General features: G+C 63.1%; 17 protein-coding genes. 9 read left to right on the top strand and 8 right to left on the bottom strand.

Features of this window, described 5'->3' with window-relative positions; all coding sequences use genetic code 11:
• Positions 1–3: 3 nt before the first annotated feature.
• From C5J24_RS21400 to C5J24_RS21410, 3 genes are read left to right on the top strand one after another with little or no spacing between them, the layout of a single operon-like run.
• Positions 4–1,233, top strand: coding sequence for an alpha-hydroxy acid oxidase (locus C5J24_RS21400; RefSeq protein WP_105420790.1), 1,230 nt, complete (start codon positions 4–6; stop codon positions 1,231–1,233).
• Complete coding sequence (locus C5J24_RS21405; protein ID WP_256427192.1) at positions 1,233–2,918, top strand: thiamine pyrophosphate-requiring protein; 1,686 nt, start codon at positions 1,233–1,235, stop codon at positions 2,916–2,918. The genes C5J24_RS21400 and C5J24_RS21405 overlap by 1 nt, the downstream gene beginning before the upstream one ends.
• Positions 2,915–4,291 carry an FAD-binding oxidoreductase gene (locus C5J24_RS21410; protein WP_105420794.1) on the top strand — a complete coding sequence of 459 codons (1,377 nt, stop codon included), beginning with the start codon at positions 2,915–2,917 and terminating at the stop codon, positions 4,289–4,291. The genes C5J24_RS21405 and C5J24_RS21410 overlap by 4 nt, the downstream gene beginning before the upstream one ends.
• Before the next feature lie 23 nt (positions 4,292–4,314).
• On the opposite strand, the gene C5J24_RS21415 is transcribed toward C5J24_RS21410, so the two are convergent.
• Positions 4,315–4,818: a hypothetical protein gene (locus C5J24_RS21415; RefSeq protein ID WP_105421044.1), complete on the bottom strand. Its 504-nt coding sequence runs from the start codon at positions 4,816–4,818 to the stop codon at positions 4,315–4,317.
• A 164-nt stretch (positions 4,819–4,982) separates the two neighbouring features.
• Here C5J24_RS21415 and C5J24_RS21420 point away from each other — a divergent pair, with 164 nt between their 5' ends.
• The 6 genes from C5J24_RS21420 to C5J24_RS21445 all read left to right on the top strand — a co-directional run bounded on the left by C5J24_RS21420 (position 4,983) and on the right by C5J24_RS21445 (position 8,101).
• Positions 4,983–5,246, top strand: coding sequence for an AbrB/MazE/SpoVT family DNA-binding domain-containing protein (locus tag C5J24_RS21420; RefSeq protein ID WP_105403925.1), 264 nt, complete (start codon positions 4,983–4,985; stop codon positions 5,244–5,246).
• Positions 5,246–5,617, top strand: a complete 372-nt coding sequence (locus C5J24_RS21425; protein ID WP_172724091.1) for a type II toxin-antitoxin system PemK/MazF family toxin — start codon at positions 5,246–5,248, stop codon at positions 5,615–5,617. The genes C5J24_RS21420 and C5J24_RS21425 overlap by 1 nt, the downstream gene beginning before the upstream one ends.
• A gap of 64 nt (positions 5,618–5,681) precedes the next feature.
• Positions 5,682–6,056 carry a GFA family protein gene (locus C5J24_RS21430; RefSeq protein WP_105403923.1) on the top strand — a complete coding sequence of 125 codons (375 nt, stop codon included), beginning with the start codon at positions 5,682–5,684 and terminating at the stop codon, positions 6,054–6,056.
• Positions 6,057–6,113: 57 nt separating this feature from the next.
• Positions 6,114–6,533: an HD domain-containing protein gene (locus C5J24_RS21435; RefSeq protein ID WP_105403922.1), complete on the top strand. Its 420-nt coding sequence runs from the start codon at positions 6,114–6,116 to the stop codon at positions 6,531–6,533.
• A gap of 76 nt (positions 6,534–6,609) precedes the next feature.
• Entirely contained in the window at positions 6,610–7,392 is a 783-nt protein-coding gene (locus C5J24_RS21440; protein WP_105420796.1) for an SDR family NAD(P)-dependent oxidoreductase, read from the top strand.
• 151 nt (positions 7,393–7,543) lie between these two features.
• Positions 7,544–8,101 carry an isochorismatase family protein gene (locus C5J24_RS21445; protein ID WP_105403920.1) on the top strand — a complete coding sequence of 186 codons (558 nt, stop codon included), beginning with the start codon at positions 7,544–7,546 and terminating at the stop codon, positions 8,099–8,101.
• Positions 8,102–8,107: 6 nt separating this feature from the next.
• Here the strand turns inward: C5J24_RS21445 and C5J24_RS21450 are convergent, their stop codons facing one another.
• The 7 genes from C5J24_RS21450 to C5J24_RS21480 all read right to left on the bottom strand — a co-directional run bounded on the left by C5J24_RS21450 (position 8,108) and on the right by C5J24_RS21480 (position 17,183).
• Positions 8,108–9,685 carry an ABC-F family ATP-binding cassette domain-containing protein gene (locus C5J24_RS21450; protein WP_105420798.1) on the bottom strand — a complete coding sequence of 526 codons (1,578 nt, stop codon included), beginning with the start codon at positions 9,683–9,685 and terminating at the stop codon, positions 8,108–8,110.
• 308 nt (positions 9,686–9,993) lie between these two features.
• Entirely contained in the window at positions 9,994–10,857 is an 864-nt protein-coding gene (locus tag C5J24_RS21455) for a hypothetical protein (RefSeq protein ID WP_105420800.1), read from the bottom strand.
• 204 nt (positions 10,858–11,061) lie between these two features.
• A complete protein-coding gene (pepT, locus tag C5J24_RS21460; RefSeq protein WP_105420802.1) occupies positions 11,062–12,297 on the bottom strand; it encodes a peptidase T in 1,236 nt (411 codons plus the stop codon).
• 185 nt (positions 12,298–12,482) lie between these two features.
• Positions 12,483–13,694, bottom strand: a complete 1,212-nt coding sequence (locus tag C5J24_RS21465) for a cytochrome c (RefSeq protein WP_105403916.1) — start codon at positions 13,692–13,694, stop codon at positions 12,483–12,485.
• A complete protein-coding gene (locus C5J24_RS21470; RefSeq protein WP_105420804.1) occupies positions 13,691–15,457 on the bottom strand; it encodes a GMC family oxidoreductase in 1,767 nt (588 codons plus the stop codon). Before C5J24_RS21470 ends, C5J24_RS21465 begins: the two co-directional genes overlap by 4 nt.
• A gap of 12 nt (positions 15,458–15,469) precedes the next feature.
• Positions 15,470–16,222 carry a gluconate 2-dehydrogenase subunit 3 family protein gene (locus C5J24_RS21475; RefSeq protein ID WP_105420806.1) on the bottom strand — a complete coding sequence of 251 codons (753 nt, stop codon included), beginning with the start codon at positions 16,220–16,222 and terminating at the stop codon, positions 15,470–15,472.
• Positions 16,223–16,370: 148 nt separating this feature from the next.
• Positions 16,371–17,183, bottom strand: coding sequence for an IclR family transcriptional regulator (locus tag C5J24_RS21480; protein ID WP_105420808.1), 813 nt, complete (start codon positions 17,181–17,183; stop codon positions 16,371–16,373).
• Between the last annotated feature and the right edge of the window lie 138 nt (positions 17,184–17,321).

Raw genomic sequence — 17,321 nt, forward strand, 5'->3', positions numbered from 1 at the left:
GTCATGGGGGGAGCCGGGAACGACGCAAGGACGACGGAAACGCTGGAGGAACTCCGCCGGCGTTATCCGATGGTCGGCGATCTCGAAAAACGGGCGAAATGGCGTATTCCGCGTTTCGCCTACGAGTTTCTGCAGGGCGGCGCCGGCGATGAAACCGGCCTCAACCGAAACCGGACAGCGCTGCAGGCGGTCGAAGTGGTGCCGCGCTACGGGCTGGACGTGTCCAAGATCGATACCTCGGTCGAGCTCTTCGGCCATCGTTATGCCGCCCCGATCGGCATCTCGCCGATCGGCTTCGACGGAATGATGTGGCCAGGCGCCACCGAACAGTTCGCGAAGGCCGCCCAGGCCCACAACATCCCTTACATGGTCGGCACGCTGGCCTGCGCGACCATCGAAAAGGTCGTGGAATGGGCGCCAGATGTCACCTGGTTCCAGCTCTATCCGATGGCACCGAACAACCACCAATACAGCTTGGAAATGGCTGATCGCGCCCGCATCGCCGGCGCCAAGGTTCTGGTCGCGACGCTGGACGTGCCGGTGCGCGCCAAGCGCCCGCGCGATCTTCGCAATGGCCTCACCATGCCCTTCAAGCTGACGCCGAAGACAATGATCGCGGCGGCGATGGCTCCCTTCTGGTTGGATGCGATCCGCCGCAAGGGCATGCCGACTTTCGCCAACATGGCTGGTTTCGCCGGCGCGCCGGACCGCGTCACCACGTCCGCCTTCGTGCAGAAGCATATCGGCGGCGGCTTCCCCTGGGAGCAGATCGCCCGCCTGCGTGACAGGTGGACCGGACCGATGATGGTCAAGGGCGTCATGCACCCGGCGGATGCGGAAAAGGCGCTCGAACTCGGCCTGAACGGCGTGGTCGTCTCCAACCACGGCGGCCGCCAGTTCGATGCAGCGCCCGCGACGATCGACGTCCTGCCGGAAATCGCCCGCACCGTGGGCGCCCGTGGTACGGTCCTGTTCGACAGCGGCGTCGTCTCCGGCGTCGACATGGCACGCGCAATTGCCTGCGGCGCCCATTCGTCGTTTGCCGGCCGCGCCTTCATGCTCGGCCTTGCCGCACTCGGAGACCATGGCGCCGCCCATATGGCGCAGGCCTTCATCGAGGAATATCGCATCACGCTCGGCCAGAGCGGGCTTTTGAATACCGACCAGGCTCGCCGCGCGCCCGTGCGCCATCCCGGCGCCTGGACTGCACAGGATTTCCAACCGCACCTCTAATCGACCATGTCTCCGGGGAGGAGAAAGCCATGAAAGTTGCCGACGCCATCGTGGAAATCCTGAAGCGCGAGGGGATCGAGGTCATCTGCGGTTACCCCGTGAACCACGTTCTCGAACACGCGGCCATGGGCGATATCCGCCCGATCATCGTGCGCCAGGAGCGCCACGGCCTGCATATGGCCGACGCCATGTCGCGCCTCTCGTCCGGCAAGACGATCGGCGTCTTCGCCATGCAGCTTGGGCCGGGCACCGAAAATGCCTATGGCGGCATCGCCCAGGCCTATTCCGAATCCGTGCCGCTGCTGGTCCTGCCGATGGGCTATGAGCGCCGCGTCGCGCATGTCGATCCGAACTACAATGCGACCCGCTCGATGCGCGACATCACCAAGTCCGCCGAGCCGATCACCTCGGCCGCCGAGATCCCGAACATTTTTCGACGCGCTTTCTCCAAATTGCGCAATGGCCGCGGCGGTCCGGTTCTGGTCGAGATCCCGAACGACATGTGGCAGGACGAGGTGCCGGAACCGCTGAACTACCGGCCGGTTCTTTCCACCCGCTACGGGCCGGACCCGATCGCGGTGCGCGACGCCGTCGACCTGCTGCTCGCCGCCAAACGGCCGATCCTTTATGCCGGCCAGGGCATTCATTACGCACAGGCCTGGCCACAGCTGAAACAGCTGGCCGAACTGCTAGCGATCCCGGTTTCCACCAGCCTCGAAGGCAAGAGCGCGTTTCCGGAAACCCACCCGCTGTCGGTCGGCGCCGGCGGGGCGGCGATCTCGAAGACCCTGCGCCATTTCCTCGACACATCCGACCTGATCTTCGGCATCGGCTGCTCCTTCACCGAAACCGCCTTCGGCGTGCAGATGCCGCTCGACAAGACGGTCATCCACGCGACGCTCGATCCCGACCACGTCAACAAGGACATCGAAGCCAAGGTGGCACTGGTCGGCGATGCGGCACTGACGCTCGACGCGGTGCTTGCCGAGCTCGAAGCCCGCAAGGTTTCTCCGCGCGACCATGCGGAAATCGCCGCCGAGATCGCCAAGGTGCAGGAGGAATGGCTTTCCGAATGGATGCCGAAGCTCACCTCCGACAGCAAGCCGCTGTCGCCCTATCGCGTGCTCTGGGACCTGCAGCACACGGTCGATATCGAAAACACCATCATCACCCATGACGCCGGCAGCCCGCGCGACCAGCTTTCGCCGTTCTGGAAGTCGGTAAAGCCGCTCACCTATATCGGCTGGGGCAAGACGACCCAGCTCGGTTATGGCCTGGGCCTCGCCATGGGCGCCAAGCTGATGCATCCGGACAAGCTCTGCATCAACGTCTGGGGCGATGCGGCGATCGGTTTTACCGGCATGGATTTCGAAACCGCGGTGCGCGAGCGCCTGCCGATCCTGTCCATCCTGCTCAACAATTTCTCGATGGCGATGGAACTGCCGATCATGAAGGTCTCGACCGAGAAATACCGCTCGACCGACATTTCCGGCGACTACGCCGCTTTTGCCCGCGCTCTCGGCGGTTACGGCGAACGCGTCACCGAGCCGGATCAGATCATTCCGGCGATCAAGCGTGGCATTGAGCAGACGCAAAAGGGCGTGCCGGTTCTCCTCGAATTCATCACGACTCAGGAAATTGCCCGTTCGCGTTACCACCGCATGCTGACGGGTGAGAAAAAATGACCTCCCTGCAATCCACCATCGACACTCTGAAGTTGCACTTCGGCGACCGGCTTTCGACCACGGAAGCGGTGCGCGAGCACCACGGCCACGACATGTCCCGGCAGCCGACAAGGCTACCGGATGCGGTGGTCTATGCCGAGAACGAAGAGGAGGTGGCCCGCGTCGTCTCGGCCTGTTTCGAGGCGGGCATACCGGTGACGCCGTTCGCGGCCGGCTCGTCGATGGAAGGGCATACGATCCCGCTGAAGGGCGGGATCTCGCTCGACCTCACCCGCATGAACAAGATTGTCGCGGTCAACCACGAGGACTTCGACATGCAGGTGGAGGCCGGCGTCACCCGCAAGCAGCTCAACGCCCATATCCGCGATACCGGCCTGTTCTTCCCCATCGACCCCGGCGCCGACGCCTCGCTTGGCGGCATGGCCTCGACCCGGGCCTCCGGCACCACGGCCGTGCGCTACGGCACGATGCGCGAAAACGTGTTGGCGCTGCGCGTCGTCACCCCGCAAGGAAAAATCATCACCACCGGCCGGCGGACGAAGAAGTCTTCCACCGGCTACGACCTGACCAAGCTCTATGTCGGTGCCGAAGGAACGCTCGGCGTCATCACCGAGGTGACCGTCAGGCTGCATCCGATCCCGGAAACCATCGCCTCTGCCGTCTGCGCCTTCGAGACGATGCGTGGCGCGGTGGAAGCCGTCGTCGCGACCATCCAGAGCGGCATCCCGGTCGCCCGGATCGAATTCCTCGACGAAGTGGCGGTCGAAGCCGCCAACCGGCATGCGGGCCTGACCCTGAAACTGGCGCCGACCCTGTTCCTGGAATTCCATGGCAGCCCGCGCTGGGTGGAGGAACAGTCGAACACGGTGCGCGAAATCGCCGACGAGTTCGGCGGCTCGGACTTCGAATGGTCGACCCGCACCGAGGACCGCGAACGGTTGTGGAAGGCGCGCCACGAGACGATCTATTCCAACCAGACGCTGCGTCCCGGCTGCAAGGCGTTTACGACAGATGTCTGCGTGCCGATCTCGCGGCTTGCCGAAGCGGTGCTTGCCGCCCGCGAGGATATCGATAATTCCTTCGTCATGGGCAAGATCATCGGCCATGTCGGCGACGGCAATTTCCATGTCGGTTACCTGATCAAGCCGGAAATCCCCGAAGAACTGGCCGAAGCGGAACGCCTCGCCGAACGGCTCTACCAGCGCGCCATGGACATGGGCGGCACGTTCAGCGGCGAGCACGGGATCGGCATTTCCAAGCTGAAATATCTCCGCCGCGAACACGGCGACGCCGTCGACATGATGAACGCCATCAAGGCGGCGATCGATCCGAAGGGCATCATGAACCCCGGCAAGCTTGGCCAGGTGGAATAAACGAAACCGCCGACGTCGGATGATCACCGGCTGAGGTCGATGCGACTGGTCACCACCGGTTTGCCGCTCGAAAGATCCTTGTCGATCGTTTGAAGCCTGAGGCGGTCGTCGCCGATCTTCTCGATCGTCATGTTGGCAACCCGATCCCCGTTAATCACCCTCGCCCAGCGGACGCCGAGATTGATCGCATTGCCGCGGCGGTTGCCGGAAAGCACCGAAGGCTGGCCGGACGGTCCGAGATAGGTGCCGCTATAACCGTCTTCCGAAGCCTGCAGGTCGGCCGATATGCTGCGCCGGATGACCAGCAGGCCGCGGCAGGTTCCCTGCATCGAAAGGGTAGTCGCCCCGGCCGTCGAAGTGAAGCTGCAGGTGACATTGATAGGACTTGCCCCGATGCGGGTCAGAACCGTGCCCTTGCCGCTCCAGTTGCCGGCAAGCGTTTTCAGGAAATCCCCCTCGGCCGCCAGAGCCGAGCTTGGCGAAAAAGCGGAGGCGATAAACGCGGCAGAGGCGAGAAATGAGCGCATGGCGACGATCCATCTGAATGCTCGCTTCGAACGCCGGCTGAGCCATTCTGTTCCATCTGGCATCCCGAGCCGCCATCGAGTGGCCCAGCGACGCGCGTAAACCCACTTCGACCTTGCTGCCGCGCAAGAACATGCTACATATGTAGCACTTTCAGGAGCAAACCATGCCGGTCACCACCAAAATCCGACGCCAAGGCGGTGCTGCGGTGATTACCATCCCGCCGGCCCTGTTGAAGCTGATGCATACCGAAGTCGGCGATCAACTGACGCTCGACGTCGCCAATGGTGAGTTGATCGCCCGTCCTGTCGAGAGCGGCCGCAAGCGCTACACCCTCAGCGAATTGCTGAAGGGGAGCGAGGCCATGGCGACGTTGAATGCCGCGGTCGCCGATGCTCAGGAAGGCGATCCGATAGGGCACGAGATCTGATGATCCGCAGCAACGTGCCGAGGCGCGGCGATGTCTACTGGATCGACCCAAACCCCGTCGCCGGCCGGGAAATGAAGAACCGGCATCGTTTCGTCGTCATCACGCCGATCGAGATCAACAGGCTGGGCGTCAGCATGACGGTGCCCATCACCACCGGTGGGGCTTTTATCCGCGATGTCGGTCTTGCTGTGGCGATTTCCGGCCATGACACGACCGGCATCGCCGTTTGCAACCAGGTCCGCAGCTTCGACATTCCCGCCCGCATCCAGCAGAAAACCGCGCAATATATCGAGACGCTGGACGAGGCGACCATGAACGAAATCGTCTCGCGTGTCGTCAGCGCCATCGACCCTGCACCTGAACCCGCCTGATCTCTTCCCTTCATCCTCCCCTGCCCTAACTGCATTTCCGGGCGAGGAAGAAGGAGGAGCGAGTATGATCATCCGGTCTGGAAGCTGCCTTTGCGGAAGCGTGCGGTATTCGGTGAAGGATGCGCCGGTCAGGATCGGGCTTTGCCATTGCGCCGATTGCCGCAAGGAAAGTGGCTCGAGCTTCGTCACGTTCGGCATCTGGCCGCGGCATGGCTTTGAAAGCAAAGGCGAGGTCAAGTATTTCCATGGCCGCGGCTTCTGCCCCGAATGCGGCTCGCGCGTCTTCAACGAGAGCGACGGCGACGAGATCGAGATCCGCGTCGGATCGCTCGACATGGCGCCGACCGATCTCGAGCCGGTCTACGAAATATGGGTGAAGCGGCGGGAGAACTGGCTGAGCCCGCTTCCCGTCCCTCAGTTCGAAGAAGATCGCAATTGACGCATTGTCGTCGGGCGCGGACCCTGTAGAGCCGCCCAGCGGACGGGAGACAGACAAATGTCGGAACTGATCGACAAGGCGATCGTCATCGCGACGCAGGCCCATCAAGGACAGTCGTCGAAAACCGGCGGCCCGTTCATCGACCATGTCAGGCGCGTCGCCGAAAACGTGGCCGGCGAGGACGAAAAACAGATCGCCTGGCTGCATGATGTGGTCGAGAAAGGCCCTGGCTGGACGTTCGAGCGGCTGCGCGAAGAAGGCTTTTCAAAAGCGGTCGTCGATGCCGTGGACGCGATGAGCAAACGCGACGGCGAGGAATATTTCGCCTTCGTCCGCCGCTCGATCGAAAACCCGCTTGCCCGGCCCGTGAAGCGCGCCGACCTCACCGATAATCTTGCCCAGATGCGCCAGATGGGCGGCGACGGTTCGAAATTCGCGGAAGGCCTGCGCATCCTCGACGAGCGATATCCATCCTGATCCCGGGAACCTTGCGCCATCCCTTGCCGTTCGTTTTTGCGCGGCAGAAGCCGCGATCCGACGACAGGATGGGCTCATGGAACTCAAGAATCAGGTGGCTCTGGTAACCGGGGCAGGTTCGGGCATCGGCAAGGCGGCGGCGATGAAACTTGCTGCGGAAGGCGCAAAGGTCGCCCTGCTCGGCCATACGAGAACCGAGATCGAAAAGACTGCCCGAGAGATCGAGAAGGCCGGCGGAGAAGCGCTGGTGCTCGAAGCCGACGTTTCCGACGAGAGCCGGATGCGCGCAGCGATCGATCAGCTTGCCGGAAAATTCGGGCGGCTCGACATCGTCGTCGCCAATGCCGGCATCAACGGCGTCTGGGCGCCGATCGACGACCTGAAGCCGGAAGAGTTCGACAGGACGATCGCCGTCAACCTGCGCGGCACCTATCTGACGCTGCATCTCACCGTGCCGCATCTGAAGGCACAGGGCGCCGGCTCGATCATCGTCGTCTCCTCGATCAACGGCAACCGCACCTTCACGACACCCGGCGCCACCGCCTATACCGCCACGAAAGCCGCGCAAGTGGCGATGGTGCAGCAGTTGGCGCTGGAACTCGGCAAGCACCACATCCGCGTCAACGCCGTCTGCCCCGGCGAGATCGAAACCAATATCGGCGACAACACCAAGCTCCGCCACGCGCAGGAAACCGCAATCCCGGTGGAATGGCCGGAGGGCCAGGTCCCGATCAGCGACGGCCGGCCGGGAAAAAGCGAGGACGTCGCCGAAGTCATCGCCTTCCTCGCCTCCAACCGCTCCCGGCATGTGACGGGCACCCCGATCTATGTGGACGGCGGCCAAGGGCTGCTAAGGTAGGATTGTTTTCCGCGCCGAAGTTCCCGGATTGCCCTTCCAGGCTGACCGGCGGTTGACCTTATCCTCGAGCGATCGCGCCCTCAGCGCGAAGATATGGGTTGAAATCCGGAGGGAATCCGGCAATTTCCCTGTCTTCAATGGAGGCAACCCCATGTCCAGCACATCCGCGGAAAAAGCGCCGGTCATCATCATCGACCTGCAGACCAATATGTTCGACGGCCTTGTCGAGCCGCCCCTGCACGAGGCGGATCTGCTGACCGAGCGCGCCCGAAAGGTGATCGACTGGGCGCGGCGCGAAGGCCGGGCGATCGCCTTCGTGCGCCATGACGGGCCGGAGGGCGATCCGCTGGCGCCGGGAGAGCCCGGCTGGCCCGTCTGGCCGGCGCTCGGCCAGCGGGACGACGAGCCGACCTTCTCGAAGACCGTCCGGGACTCGTTCAGCAATCCGGAACTCGGCGCCTGGATCGAGAACCAGGGTGCGCCGGAAGTGGTGATCCTCGGCGCCCAGACGGATTTCTGCGTCGCCGGCACGGTGCAGGGGGCGATCGCGGCCGGGCTGAAGGTGACGGTGGTTTCCGACGCCCACAGCACGCTCGATCAGCCGCAGGAGAGCGCCGCCGCCATCATCCGCCGCTACAATGCCCAGTTCGCCGAGGCCGACGTCAATCTGGTGACGACCGAGGCGCTGACCGGCTCGCCAGCCGCCTGACCGGTTCTAGCCCAACTCCAGCCGGCGGGTGATGCCAATCGCCTCCAGAAACACCTCGTCATGGCTGACAACCAGCAGCGCGCCGTCATAGGCGCGCAATCCGGCCTCGACCGCGGCGATGGAATCGATATCCAGATGGTTGGTCGGCTCGTCGAGGATCAGCAGCGACGGCGGCGCCAGTCCGCCAAGCACGCAGGCGAGCCCCGCCCGCAGCATCTGTCCGCCCGACAGCGTGCCGACCACCTGCAGCGCGGCATCGGCGCGGAACATGAACCGGGCGAGCGCCGCGCGGCCGGCATTTTCGTCCGCCTGCGGATTGAGCCGCCGGAAATTGTCGCGGATCGACAGCGCCGGATCGAGCAGGCTCACCCGCTGGTCGAGCATGGCGGATCTGACCGGCACCCGCACCGTGCCCGAGAACGGCAACAGGCTGCCCGAAATCAGCGATAGCAGCGTCGTCTTTCCCGAACCGTTCGGACCGGTGACGGCGATGCGTTCCGGCCCTGTGATCTCGAAGGAGAGGTCACGCAGGACCGGCTTTTCAATCTCGTAACCGGCGGTGACGTTGTCGATCCGGAGCACGACCCGGCTCGCCGGCAGGCCGGTCGGCGGCAGCGTCACGGAGAGCGGCTGCAGAATCTCGATCTTTTCACGCGCAGCCGAGATGTCATCAGCCGCCTGGGTTCGCAGCCGCTCGGCAAGCCGGGCATTGTCGCCGCTGGTGTTTTCCGCCCGCCGCTTCATGCCGCCGGCGACGATGCGCGGCATGTCGCCCTTGGCGGCCTTCTTCTTGCCGGTTCTGTCCTTGCGCGCCTTGCGCTCCGCGGTTTCCTGCGCCACACGGTTGACCTCCGCCATCCGCTTTTCGGCGTCAGTGAGATCGTGCTCGGCGGCGGCCAGTTCCAGCACCTTGCGCTCCCGGTATCGGCTCCAGTTGCCGCCATAACGGGTGGCACCGAGCGAGGTCAATTCGACGACCGCATCGACGGTTTCCAGAAGCCCGCGATCATGGCTGACGATGATCGCCCCGCCGCGCCAGCCGGCGAGCAGGTCGATCACCGCCCGGCGGCCGTCTCGGTCGAGATTGTTGGTGGGTTCGTCGAGGATCAGGAAATCCGGCTCGGCGAAGACCAGCGCCGCCAGCCCTGCGCGGGTGCGCTGGCCGCCCGACAGCGTTTCGAGCGGCGTGTTCGCATCCGCATCGAGGCCTGCCCGCGCCAGCGCTTCCGCCATGCGCGCCTCCAGCATCCAGTCGGCATTGGCGAGTTCCTCGGCGGACGCCTCGCCCGCTTCGGCGCGAGCAAAGGTGGCCAGCGCATCGCGCGTGCCAAAGAGGTCGGCGATCGTTTCGCCGGGCGCGACCTGCACGCTCTGGCGCAGCACGCCGAGGCTGCCAGCGACGGAGACCGTGCCGGATGCGGGCGTCAGTTCGCCGGCGATCAGCTTCAAAAGCATCGTCTTGCCGACGCCGTTGCGCCCGACAAGGCCGGCGCGTTCAGGCCCGAAGCTGAGGTTCAGATGGGAAAAAAGCGGCCGGCCGTCAGGCGTGGACCATGAAAGGTTTGCAAGCGTAATGGAAGGCATGGACGGATTCCCGAATGGCAAGGCAAAGCGGCGTTGCGTTTCGGTTGAGGTCCATGGTCCACCGTCCTGTTGGTGCTACAGATGGCGGTTTTCTAAGCGGAAAATGCGGCGCGTTCAAGGACAGACAAGGACCCCCGCAGGATAGCGCGAGGATCCCTTGTCTGTTGACCGGAGGCAACAGGAGATGCCTCACCAACTTTAAAGCACATCCCGCCGGGTATTGTCCTTGCTCGGCATTGACCAATTTGGGTATATCTTTGCGGTGGCAAAAACGGGCACGATCCGAGGGGTCATGAACGGAGAATGCATCAACCCGCTGGCTCAGATACGGCCGTCACCACTGGAGAATAGATGTAGGGTTCCTGCATGGAGATGCTGCGAAGGTGGGCATACCAGTCATCGATCATCCCGGCGATAGTTCCCTTTAGGAGCGACAGATACTCACTGTCGCTGAGCGCCGCAACGTCCTCTTCGGTCATGTTCTCGGGAACATGGGTTCGATCAACCTGATCCTTGGATGTCGAATCTTTCCGGACCTCTACCGCGCTCTGAAAGCGATCAGCTTCCAGCATGAGCGAAAGCAGCAGCTTATTTGCGGACATGTCTGGGCCATCGGCCTCGCCTTCATTGACCGGACTCTCCACTTCGGGCGCGGGAACGACTGGTGCACCATCGGGGCCAAAAGCTGTGACGTCGAATGTCAACTCGGCGAAGAATTTAAGGATGCGGGCGGTCCTATCCTGGGCCAGGGCCATTCCTTCAAGACCTGCCTCCTCGGTGTCGAAGCCGATGGAGGAATAGTCGAAGCCGTCGGCAAGTTCCGCCACGCCGCCTTCATAGATTCGTGCTAGGACAACATCGCCAATCTTGATTTCGAACTTTACTTTGCTGGGGTGATTGCTCGCCGTTGGATCGGCAATTTGCTCCGCTGACGGCGGCGGCAACCCGATGACATCGTCGAGATCGGGAGCGGTCGAGAACTTCCCGAAAGCATCATAGATAAACTCACTGACATCGCTGCTTCCTGCGCCGTCGAGCAAGGTTGCTGGCGAAGATGGGTTCTCCGAAGCCCTGGGTTTCGTGCCCACAGTAGCAGGCGTTTCCGCACCCTGCAGAAGCTTGAGCGCGTATGTATTGGTTACGCCAAGCATCGAACTGCCAATCGTCGTCATCCTACCCCCGTGTCCAGGTTTTCCGGACCAAGCGACGTTGTGATCAAAATGATCGCAACACATCACCAGCGGCGGAGATGCAATTTCCGAGGTTAGCGGGAATGGCTTGCACGTAACTTGCGATAGCAGAATAAGGAAGCCGCATCGCCCCCCTCTTCAGGAATACATCGGCTTCCTATTGTCTTGATAGACGCTCAAGTGCGCTTACGCCCGCTCCTCCCACAATTTCGCAAGCTCCACCACCGTCTTCACCGCCAGTTCCATGTCCTGGCTGCTGACGAATTCCAGCGGGGAATGGAAGGCGTGGCCGCCGGCGAAGAGGTTGGCACAGGGAAGGCCCATGAAGGAGAGGCGCGAGCCGTCCGTGCCGCCGCGGATGCTGCCGCGCACCGGGGTCATCCCGGCCCGGCTGATCGCCTCGACCGCGTAATCGACGATGCCCGGATGCTGGTCGAGCACTACCTTCATGTTGCGGTACTGTTCCTTGATGGTGAAGGTGTAGGTCGAGCCCGGATAGTCGGCGATCACCTGCCTGGTGACCTCCTCGAGCAGGGTCTCCTTGGTCTTCAAGCCCTCCTCGGTGAAATCGCGGATGATGAAGGAGAGGTTCGCCTTTTCCATCACGCCGGAAATGCCGGTCGGATGGATGAAGCCGTCGCGGCCCTTGGTGGTCTCCGGCGTCATGTCCTTCGGCAATCTGGCGACGATGCCGCCGGCGATCTTGATGGCGTTTTCCATCTTGCCGAAGGCGAAGCCCGGATGCATGGCGACGCCCTTGATGGCGATCTCCACCGCATCGGCCGAAAACGTCTCGTCCTCGATCGTGCCGGCCGTCTCGCCATCCAGCGTATAGCCGAAATCGGCACCGAGCTTTGCGAGGTCCACCTTGTCGACGCCGCGGCCGATCTCCTCGTCGGTGGTGAAAAGGATGCGGATCGCGCCGTGCTTGACGTCCGGGTTGTTGATGAAGAATTCGGCCGCCGACATGATCTCGGCAATGCCCGCCTTGTCGTCGGCGCCGAGCAGCGTGGTGCCGTCAGAGGTGATGATGTCGTTGCCGATCTGGTCTTTCAGCACCGGATGTTCGGACACCCGGATCACCTGGTTTTTGTCGCCGGTGAGCTGGATATCGCCGCCTTGATAGTTCCTGACGATCTGCGGCTTGACGTTGGTGCCGGTGAAATCGGGCGCCGTATCCATATGAGCGCAGAAGCAGATCACCGGCACGTTGTTTTTCGACGTCGTGGCCGGAATCGTCCCGTAGATATAGCCGTGCTCGTCGAGATACGCATCGGTAATGCCGATCGCCAGCATTTCCTCGACCAGCAGCCGGCCGAGATCCTTCTGCTTCATGGTCGACGGCTGGGAGGGAGACTTGGCATCCGACTGGGTGTCGATGACGACATAACGGAGGAAACGATCGGTAACGCTATCGGCCATGGTTCTCAAATCCAAAATTGCAGAACGGAATAATGGAGTTGTAGCCGGCAGATAGAGGCGCGTGAAGCGGGGAAATGAAGGTTGTGGCTCGGCAATTGCCCCTCATCCGACTGCCTTCCCTTCTCCCCGCGGGGAGAAGGGAAGGGTGAGGGGTATACGTCAAATATAGCCGAGGACGAACGCTTTTACCTCTGCGCCCCGATATCCGATGCCCCGACCGAAGGCGCGGCATTGCCCCAGCTGTTGCGGACATAGGTGAGCACCGCAGCCACCTGCGCGTCGGTCAGGCGCCAGCCGAGCGAAGGCATGGCGGGTGTCGTTTTCGCCTCAGGCGTATGCACCGCCTGGCTGCCCTGCAACACCAGCCGCGTCAACGTCTCCGCACTCGGCTGCTGCACGATCGAGCTGCCGGCGAGTGCCGGGAAAAGCTGGTTCGCCCCCTTGCCGTCGCCGCCATGGCAGGCCGAACAGGTGTCGTGATAGATCGCCGCCCCCACCTTCATCCGCGCATCGCTTGCCGGGATCGGCTGCGGTTTCTGCGTCGGACCGCCCTCGGTGCTCTTGAGGTAGGTGGCGATCGCGTGCACGTCCGCGTCGGTCATCAGCGAGGTCGAGGCCTGGATCGCCTCCGCCATCGGGCCCGAAGCGATCGTATGCCCGTTGGTGCCGGTCTTCAGGTACCGGACGATCTCCTCCTCGCTCCAGCTGCCAATGCCGACATAGCTGTTGCCGGTGATGTTGGGCGCATACCATCCCTGCAGCGAACCACCCTGCAACGGCTCGCTGGTCTCGTCCGCCCCGAGCGCGGTTTTGGGCGAATGGCAGGTGCCGCAATGGCCAGGCCCCTGGACGATATAGGCGCCGCGGTTCCATTCGGCCGATTTCGACGGATCGGGCTGGAATTCGCCAGGCGTGAAGTTCAGCATGTTCCAGCCCATCATCGACAGCCGGATGTTGAACGGGAACGGCAACTGGTTGGCTTCGACCGGATTGAAGACCGGATCGACGGTCCTGAGATAGGACCAGAGATTGCCGATGTCCCTGTCGGTCATCCTGGTATAGGCCGGATAGGGCATGGCGGGGTAGAGCCGCTTGCCGTCATGGCCGATGCCGGTCTTCAGGGCGCTGCGGAAATCCGCCTCCGTCCAGTTGCCGATGCCGGTCGCCTTGTCGGGGGTGATGTTCGGCGGAATGATCTGGCCGAAGGGCGTTTCGAGCGGCAGCCCGCCGGAGAGCGGTTTTGCCCCCGGCGCGGTGTGACAGGCGGCGCAATCGCCGAGGATCGCCTGGTAACGACCGCGGATGATCTGGTCCGCCTGGTCGGGAGCCTGGGCAAGCGCCAGGCCTGCCGAGAGGGCGGTTGCGGCAAGGGTGAGGGAAAAGACAATCCTGCTCATGCCGACACCAGAGGTTGGCCCGGGTTGCGGAGATATTGCTGGCGGATCGCATCCGCCGTGTGATAGGCGAGCGCCCCTACGGTGCCGGTCGGGTTCTTGCCGGCATTGTGGGCGAAGGCGGAAGCGCCGATGACGAAGACGTTGGCGACGTCCCAGCTCTGCAGGTACTTGTTGACGGCGCTGGTCTTGGGGTCCGTGCCCATGATCGCCCCGCCGGTATTGTGGGTGCTCTGGTAGGGCACCGAATCCCAGCCCTTCTTGCGGCGGGTATTGGTGTATTGCCTGCCGCCGAAGGCCTTGGCGATCTCCTCCATCCGGTCCGAGACCCAGTTCGACATGCGGATGTCGTTGTCCGGGAAATCGAAAGTGAAGCGCAAGAGCGGCCGTCCGAACCGGTCCGTATAGGTCGGATCGAGATCCAGATAATTGCCGCGGGTCGGGTAGCTCGACCCTTGCGAGGAAAAGCCGAGCGTCGACTTGTAGGATTTGACAGTCGCCTTCTTCCAGTCGCTGCCCCAGCGCGGCGTGCCGGGCGGGGTCGGACGGGTCTGGATCGGCCGGCCGTTCGAGGGAATGCAGTTGATGCCCGCGCCGCCGACGAAATCGAGCGGCCCATGGTCGAAGGCATCGCCGTTAAAGTCGTCCACCGTCTGGCCGAGCGCGCCGGCAGCGACGAACGGATTGAAGTTCTTGTCGTCGAAGAACACCTGCGCGCCGGCATTGGTCTGGTAGCAGTAGTTCCGCCCGACAGTCCCCTCGCCGGTATTCGGATCGTAGATCTCGCCGATACCGGAGAGCATCATCAGCCGGACATTGTGGAGACCATAGGCGCAGAGCAGCACGATATCGGCCGGTTGGAAGAACTCTTCGCCCGAGGTGTTCACATAAGTGACGCCGCGGGCGTGATTCTTCGAGACGTCGAGATCCACATGCAGAACCTCCGAGTCGGTGCGAACCTCAAAATTCTTCTTTTTCATCAGTGCCGGCAGGATGGTCGTCTGGGCCGAGGATTTCGAATAGTTGGCGCAGCCGAAGCGTTCGCAGAAACCGCACATCGTGCATTGGCCCATGGCGATGCCGAGCGGGTTGATATAGTCCTTGGAAAGGTTGGCCGCCGGCGTCGGAAACGGGTGCAGGTTCAAAGACCTGGTCACTTCGGCAAACAGCGTCGGCGCATAGGTCATCTGCAGCGGCGGCAGCGGATAGTCGCGCGAGCGCGGGTCCTCGAACGGATTGCCGCCCTCCTGGATCCGGCCGTTGATATTGCCGGCCCTGCCGGAAATGCCGGCGAGATATTCGAAGCGGTCGAAGGATTTTTCCATCTCGGCGCCGGTCACGCCCCAGTTCTGCAATTGCAGGTCCTGGATCCGGGCTGCGCCGTAGCGGTCCCTCAGGTGGTCGGCGATCTGGAAGTCGCTGTCCCAGAACCGCCAGGTATGGCCGTTCCAGTGAACACCGGCGCCGCCCACCCCGTTGCCGGGCAGGAAGGAGCCGTAGTCGCGCATCGGCAGCGCCGTCTGCGAGGTGTTGTTGCGCATCGTCATCGCTTCGACCGCCGGCTGCAGGAAGAGGTCGCGGCGGATGCCATAACGAAGTTCGTCCTGGGCATAACCGATGTTGAAATCGGTGGCCGTATCGCGCCACGGACCGCGTTCGATCGCCACGACGTCGAGCCCGTCCTCGGTCAGTTCATGGGCGAGGATCGCGCCTGTCCAGCCAAGGCCGACAATCACGGCGTCCTTGCGAGGTAGAATAGTAGTCATATTTTTCAGTCCCTACCTGGTCATCCATTCCGTCGAGCCTGCGATCGAAACCGGAGGCAGGGGATAGGGTTGGTTGTGTTTGGAAACGTGGTCGCGGTAGTCGTATCGCGCGCCGGGAAAGCCCAGCATCTTCCACGAGGCCATGTCCTTGTTGCCGCCATAGATCGGGTCGGCGAAGAAGCCTTCCATCACGTTGGCGAGCATCAGGTTGAAGAAGGACTTGGCATCCACCTTGTTCGGCAGGGTGATCTTGCCGGCTTCGAGATCCTTCAGCACGGCGTCCTGCTCATCAGGGGCGAGCTCGGCAAAGCGCTTGCCGCCCTTGGTTTCGCGGGTGAACGCGTTGAGCGCGGCAATCCCGGATCGGTAGCGCTGGGCCGGCGTGTCAGGCGCCTGGTAACCCTGCGTCGGCAGGCCGGGCATGAACGGGCCCTTGGTGTAGAGCCGGCTCGACGTGCCGTAGGATCCCACCAGCTGCCGGTCGAGATAAAGCACGCAGCCGGCATCCTTGCCGCCGAGCGACAGATCGTCCGCCGGCACCAGCCGGTCGGCGACCGCTTCCATCGTCTGGGCCTCCTCGAGCGTGAAGAACAGCCAGCCGCCGGGCTTGACCTGTACCGGCGGATCGGCGGAACGCGCCTCCCAGGGAAGGCTGCCGGAAATGCTGCGCGCCATCACCGGTGCGGCGCTGCTGGCGAGAACGGTAAAAGCGACGGAAGAAAGGAATTGGCGCCGCGTGGGGCGCTTAAGACAGTGGGTTTCCATAAGAGACCTCCCCGGAGAGAAAAGGTCGGTGACGCGCCGAAACGACGTGCGCCGATGTGATCGAACCGAACGGTTCAATGAGTGACCTAGAGCAGGTCCGACCCGAGGCAACCCTTCTGGAACATTAAATCGTCACCGCTGCTGTCCGTCAGGCGTCGCCGCCTGCGAGCGCGCCGCGATGCCCGAGACGGGCAGAGACCGCCCGTGCCGCGACGAGCAGCGGTTCGGCAAAAGCGTTGAGATTCTTCAGCGATAGGCGCTGGACGGGACCGGCGATGGCGACCGCGCCGACCACGTCCGACTGGGCGTCGCGGATGGGTGCGGCGATGGCGCGCATGCCGAGTTCGTTCTCCTCGTCTTCCACTGCGAAACCGAGGCGGCGGACATTGCCGAGCAGTTTCTGCAGCTTGTCGGGATCGGTGACGGTTTTTGGGGTCCTTAGTGGCAGGGTAGCCCCGACAAGGGCAGCGATGCGGCTTTCCGGCTGGAAGGCGAGAATTGCGCGGCCGGCAGCCGTCGAATGATAGGGCGCGCGCATACCGATTTCCGCGCTGATGCGCACCGCCTGCCGGGAAGGCTGGACGCGAACATACATGATCTCCGGCCCGGCCGGTACGCCGAGCAGCACCGTCTCGTCCGTCTCTTGCCTGAGATCCATCAGCAGCGTGCGCGCCTCGGTGGAAAGGTCCATGCGGTTGCGCACCAGCGAACCGAGCCCGAAAAGTTCGAGCCCCAGCCGGTAGCGACCGGTGTCGCGATTCTGCTCGAGGAAATCCTCCGCCATCAGCGTCACCACCAGGCGATGCACGGTGCTCTTGGCAATGCCGAGACGGCGGGCGAGCTCGGTGATGCCGATCTCCGCATCGTCACCCTCGAAGGCTTTGAGGATGCGGATCGCCATCGAGACCGAAGACAGGCGGCCCTTTTGCTGGTCCTCGTCCTGCGCTCCCGTGATCTTCATGTCCCCACCGTCTTCATTTCAGTTGTCGCTCCCACGCAATCGGCCGGCGTGCATCCGGACGCCGTCAACGCGGCAGTGACAAAAGCGCCGTTGACAGCCCGATATCCAAGGGAATATTCTGTTTATGGACCGACGTTC

The organism is Neorhizobium sp. T25_27, from assembly GCF_002968565.1.
Classification (GTDB): Bacteria; Pseudomonadota; Alphaproteobacteria; order Rhizobiales; family Rhizobiaceae; genus Neorhizobium; species Neorhizobium tomejilense.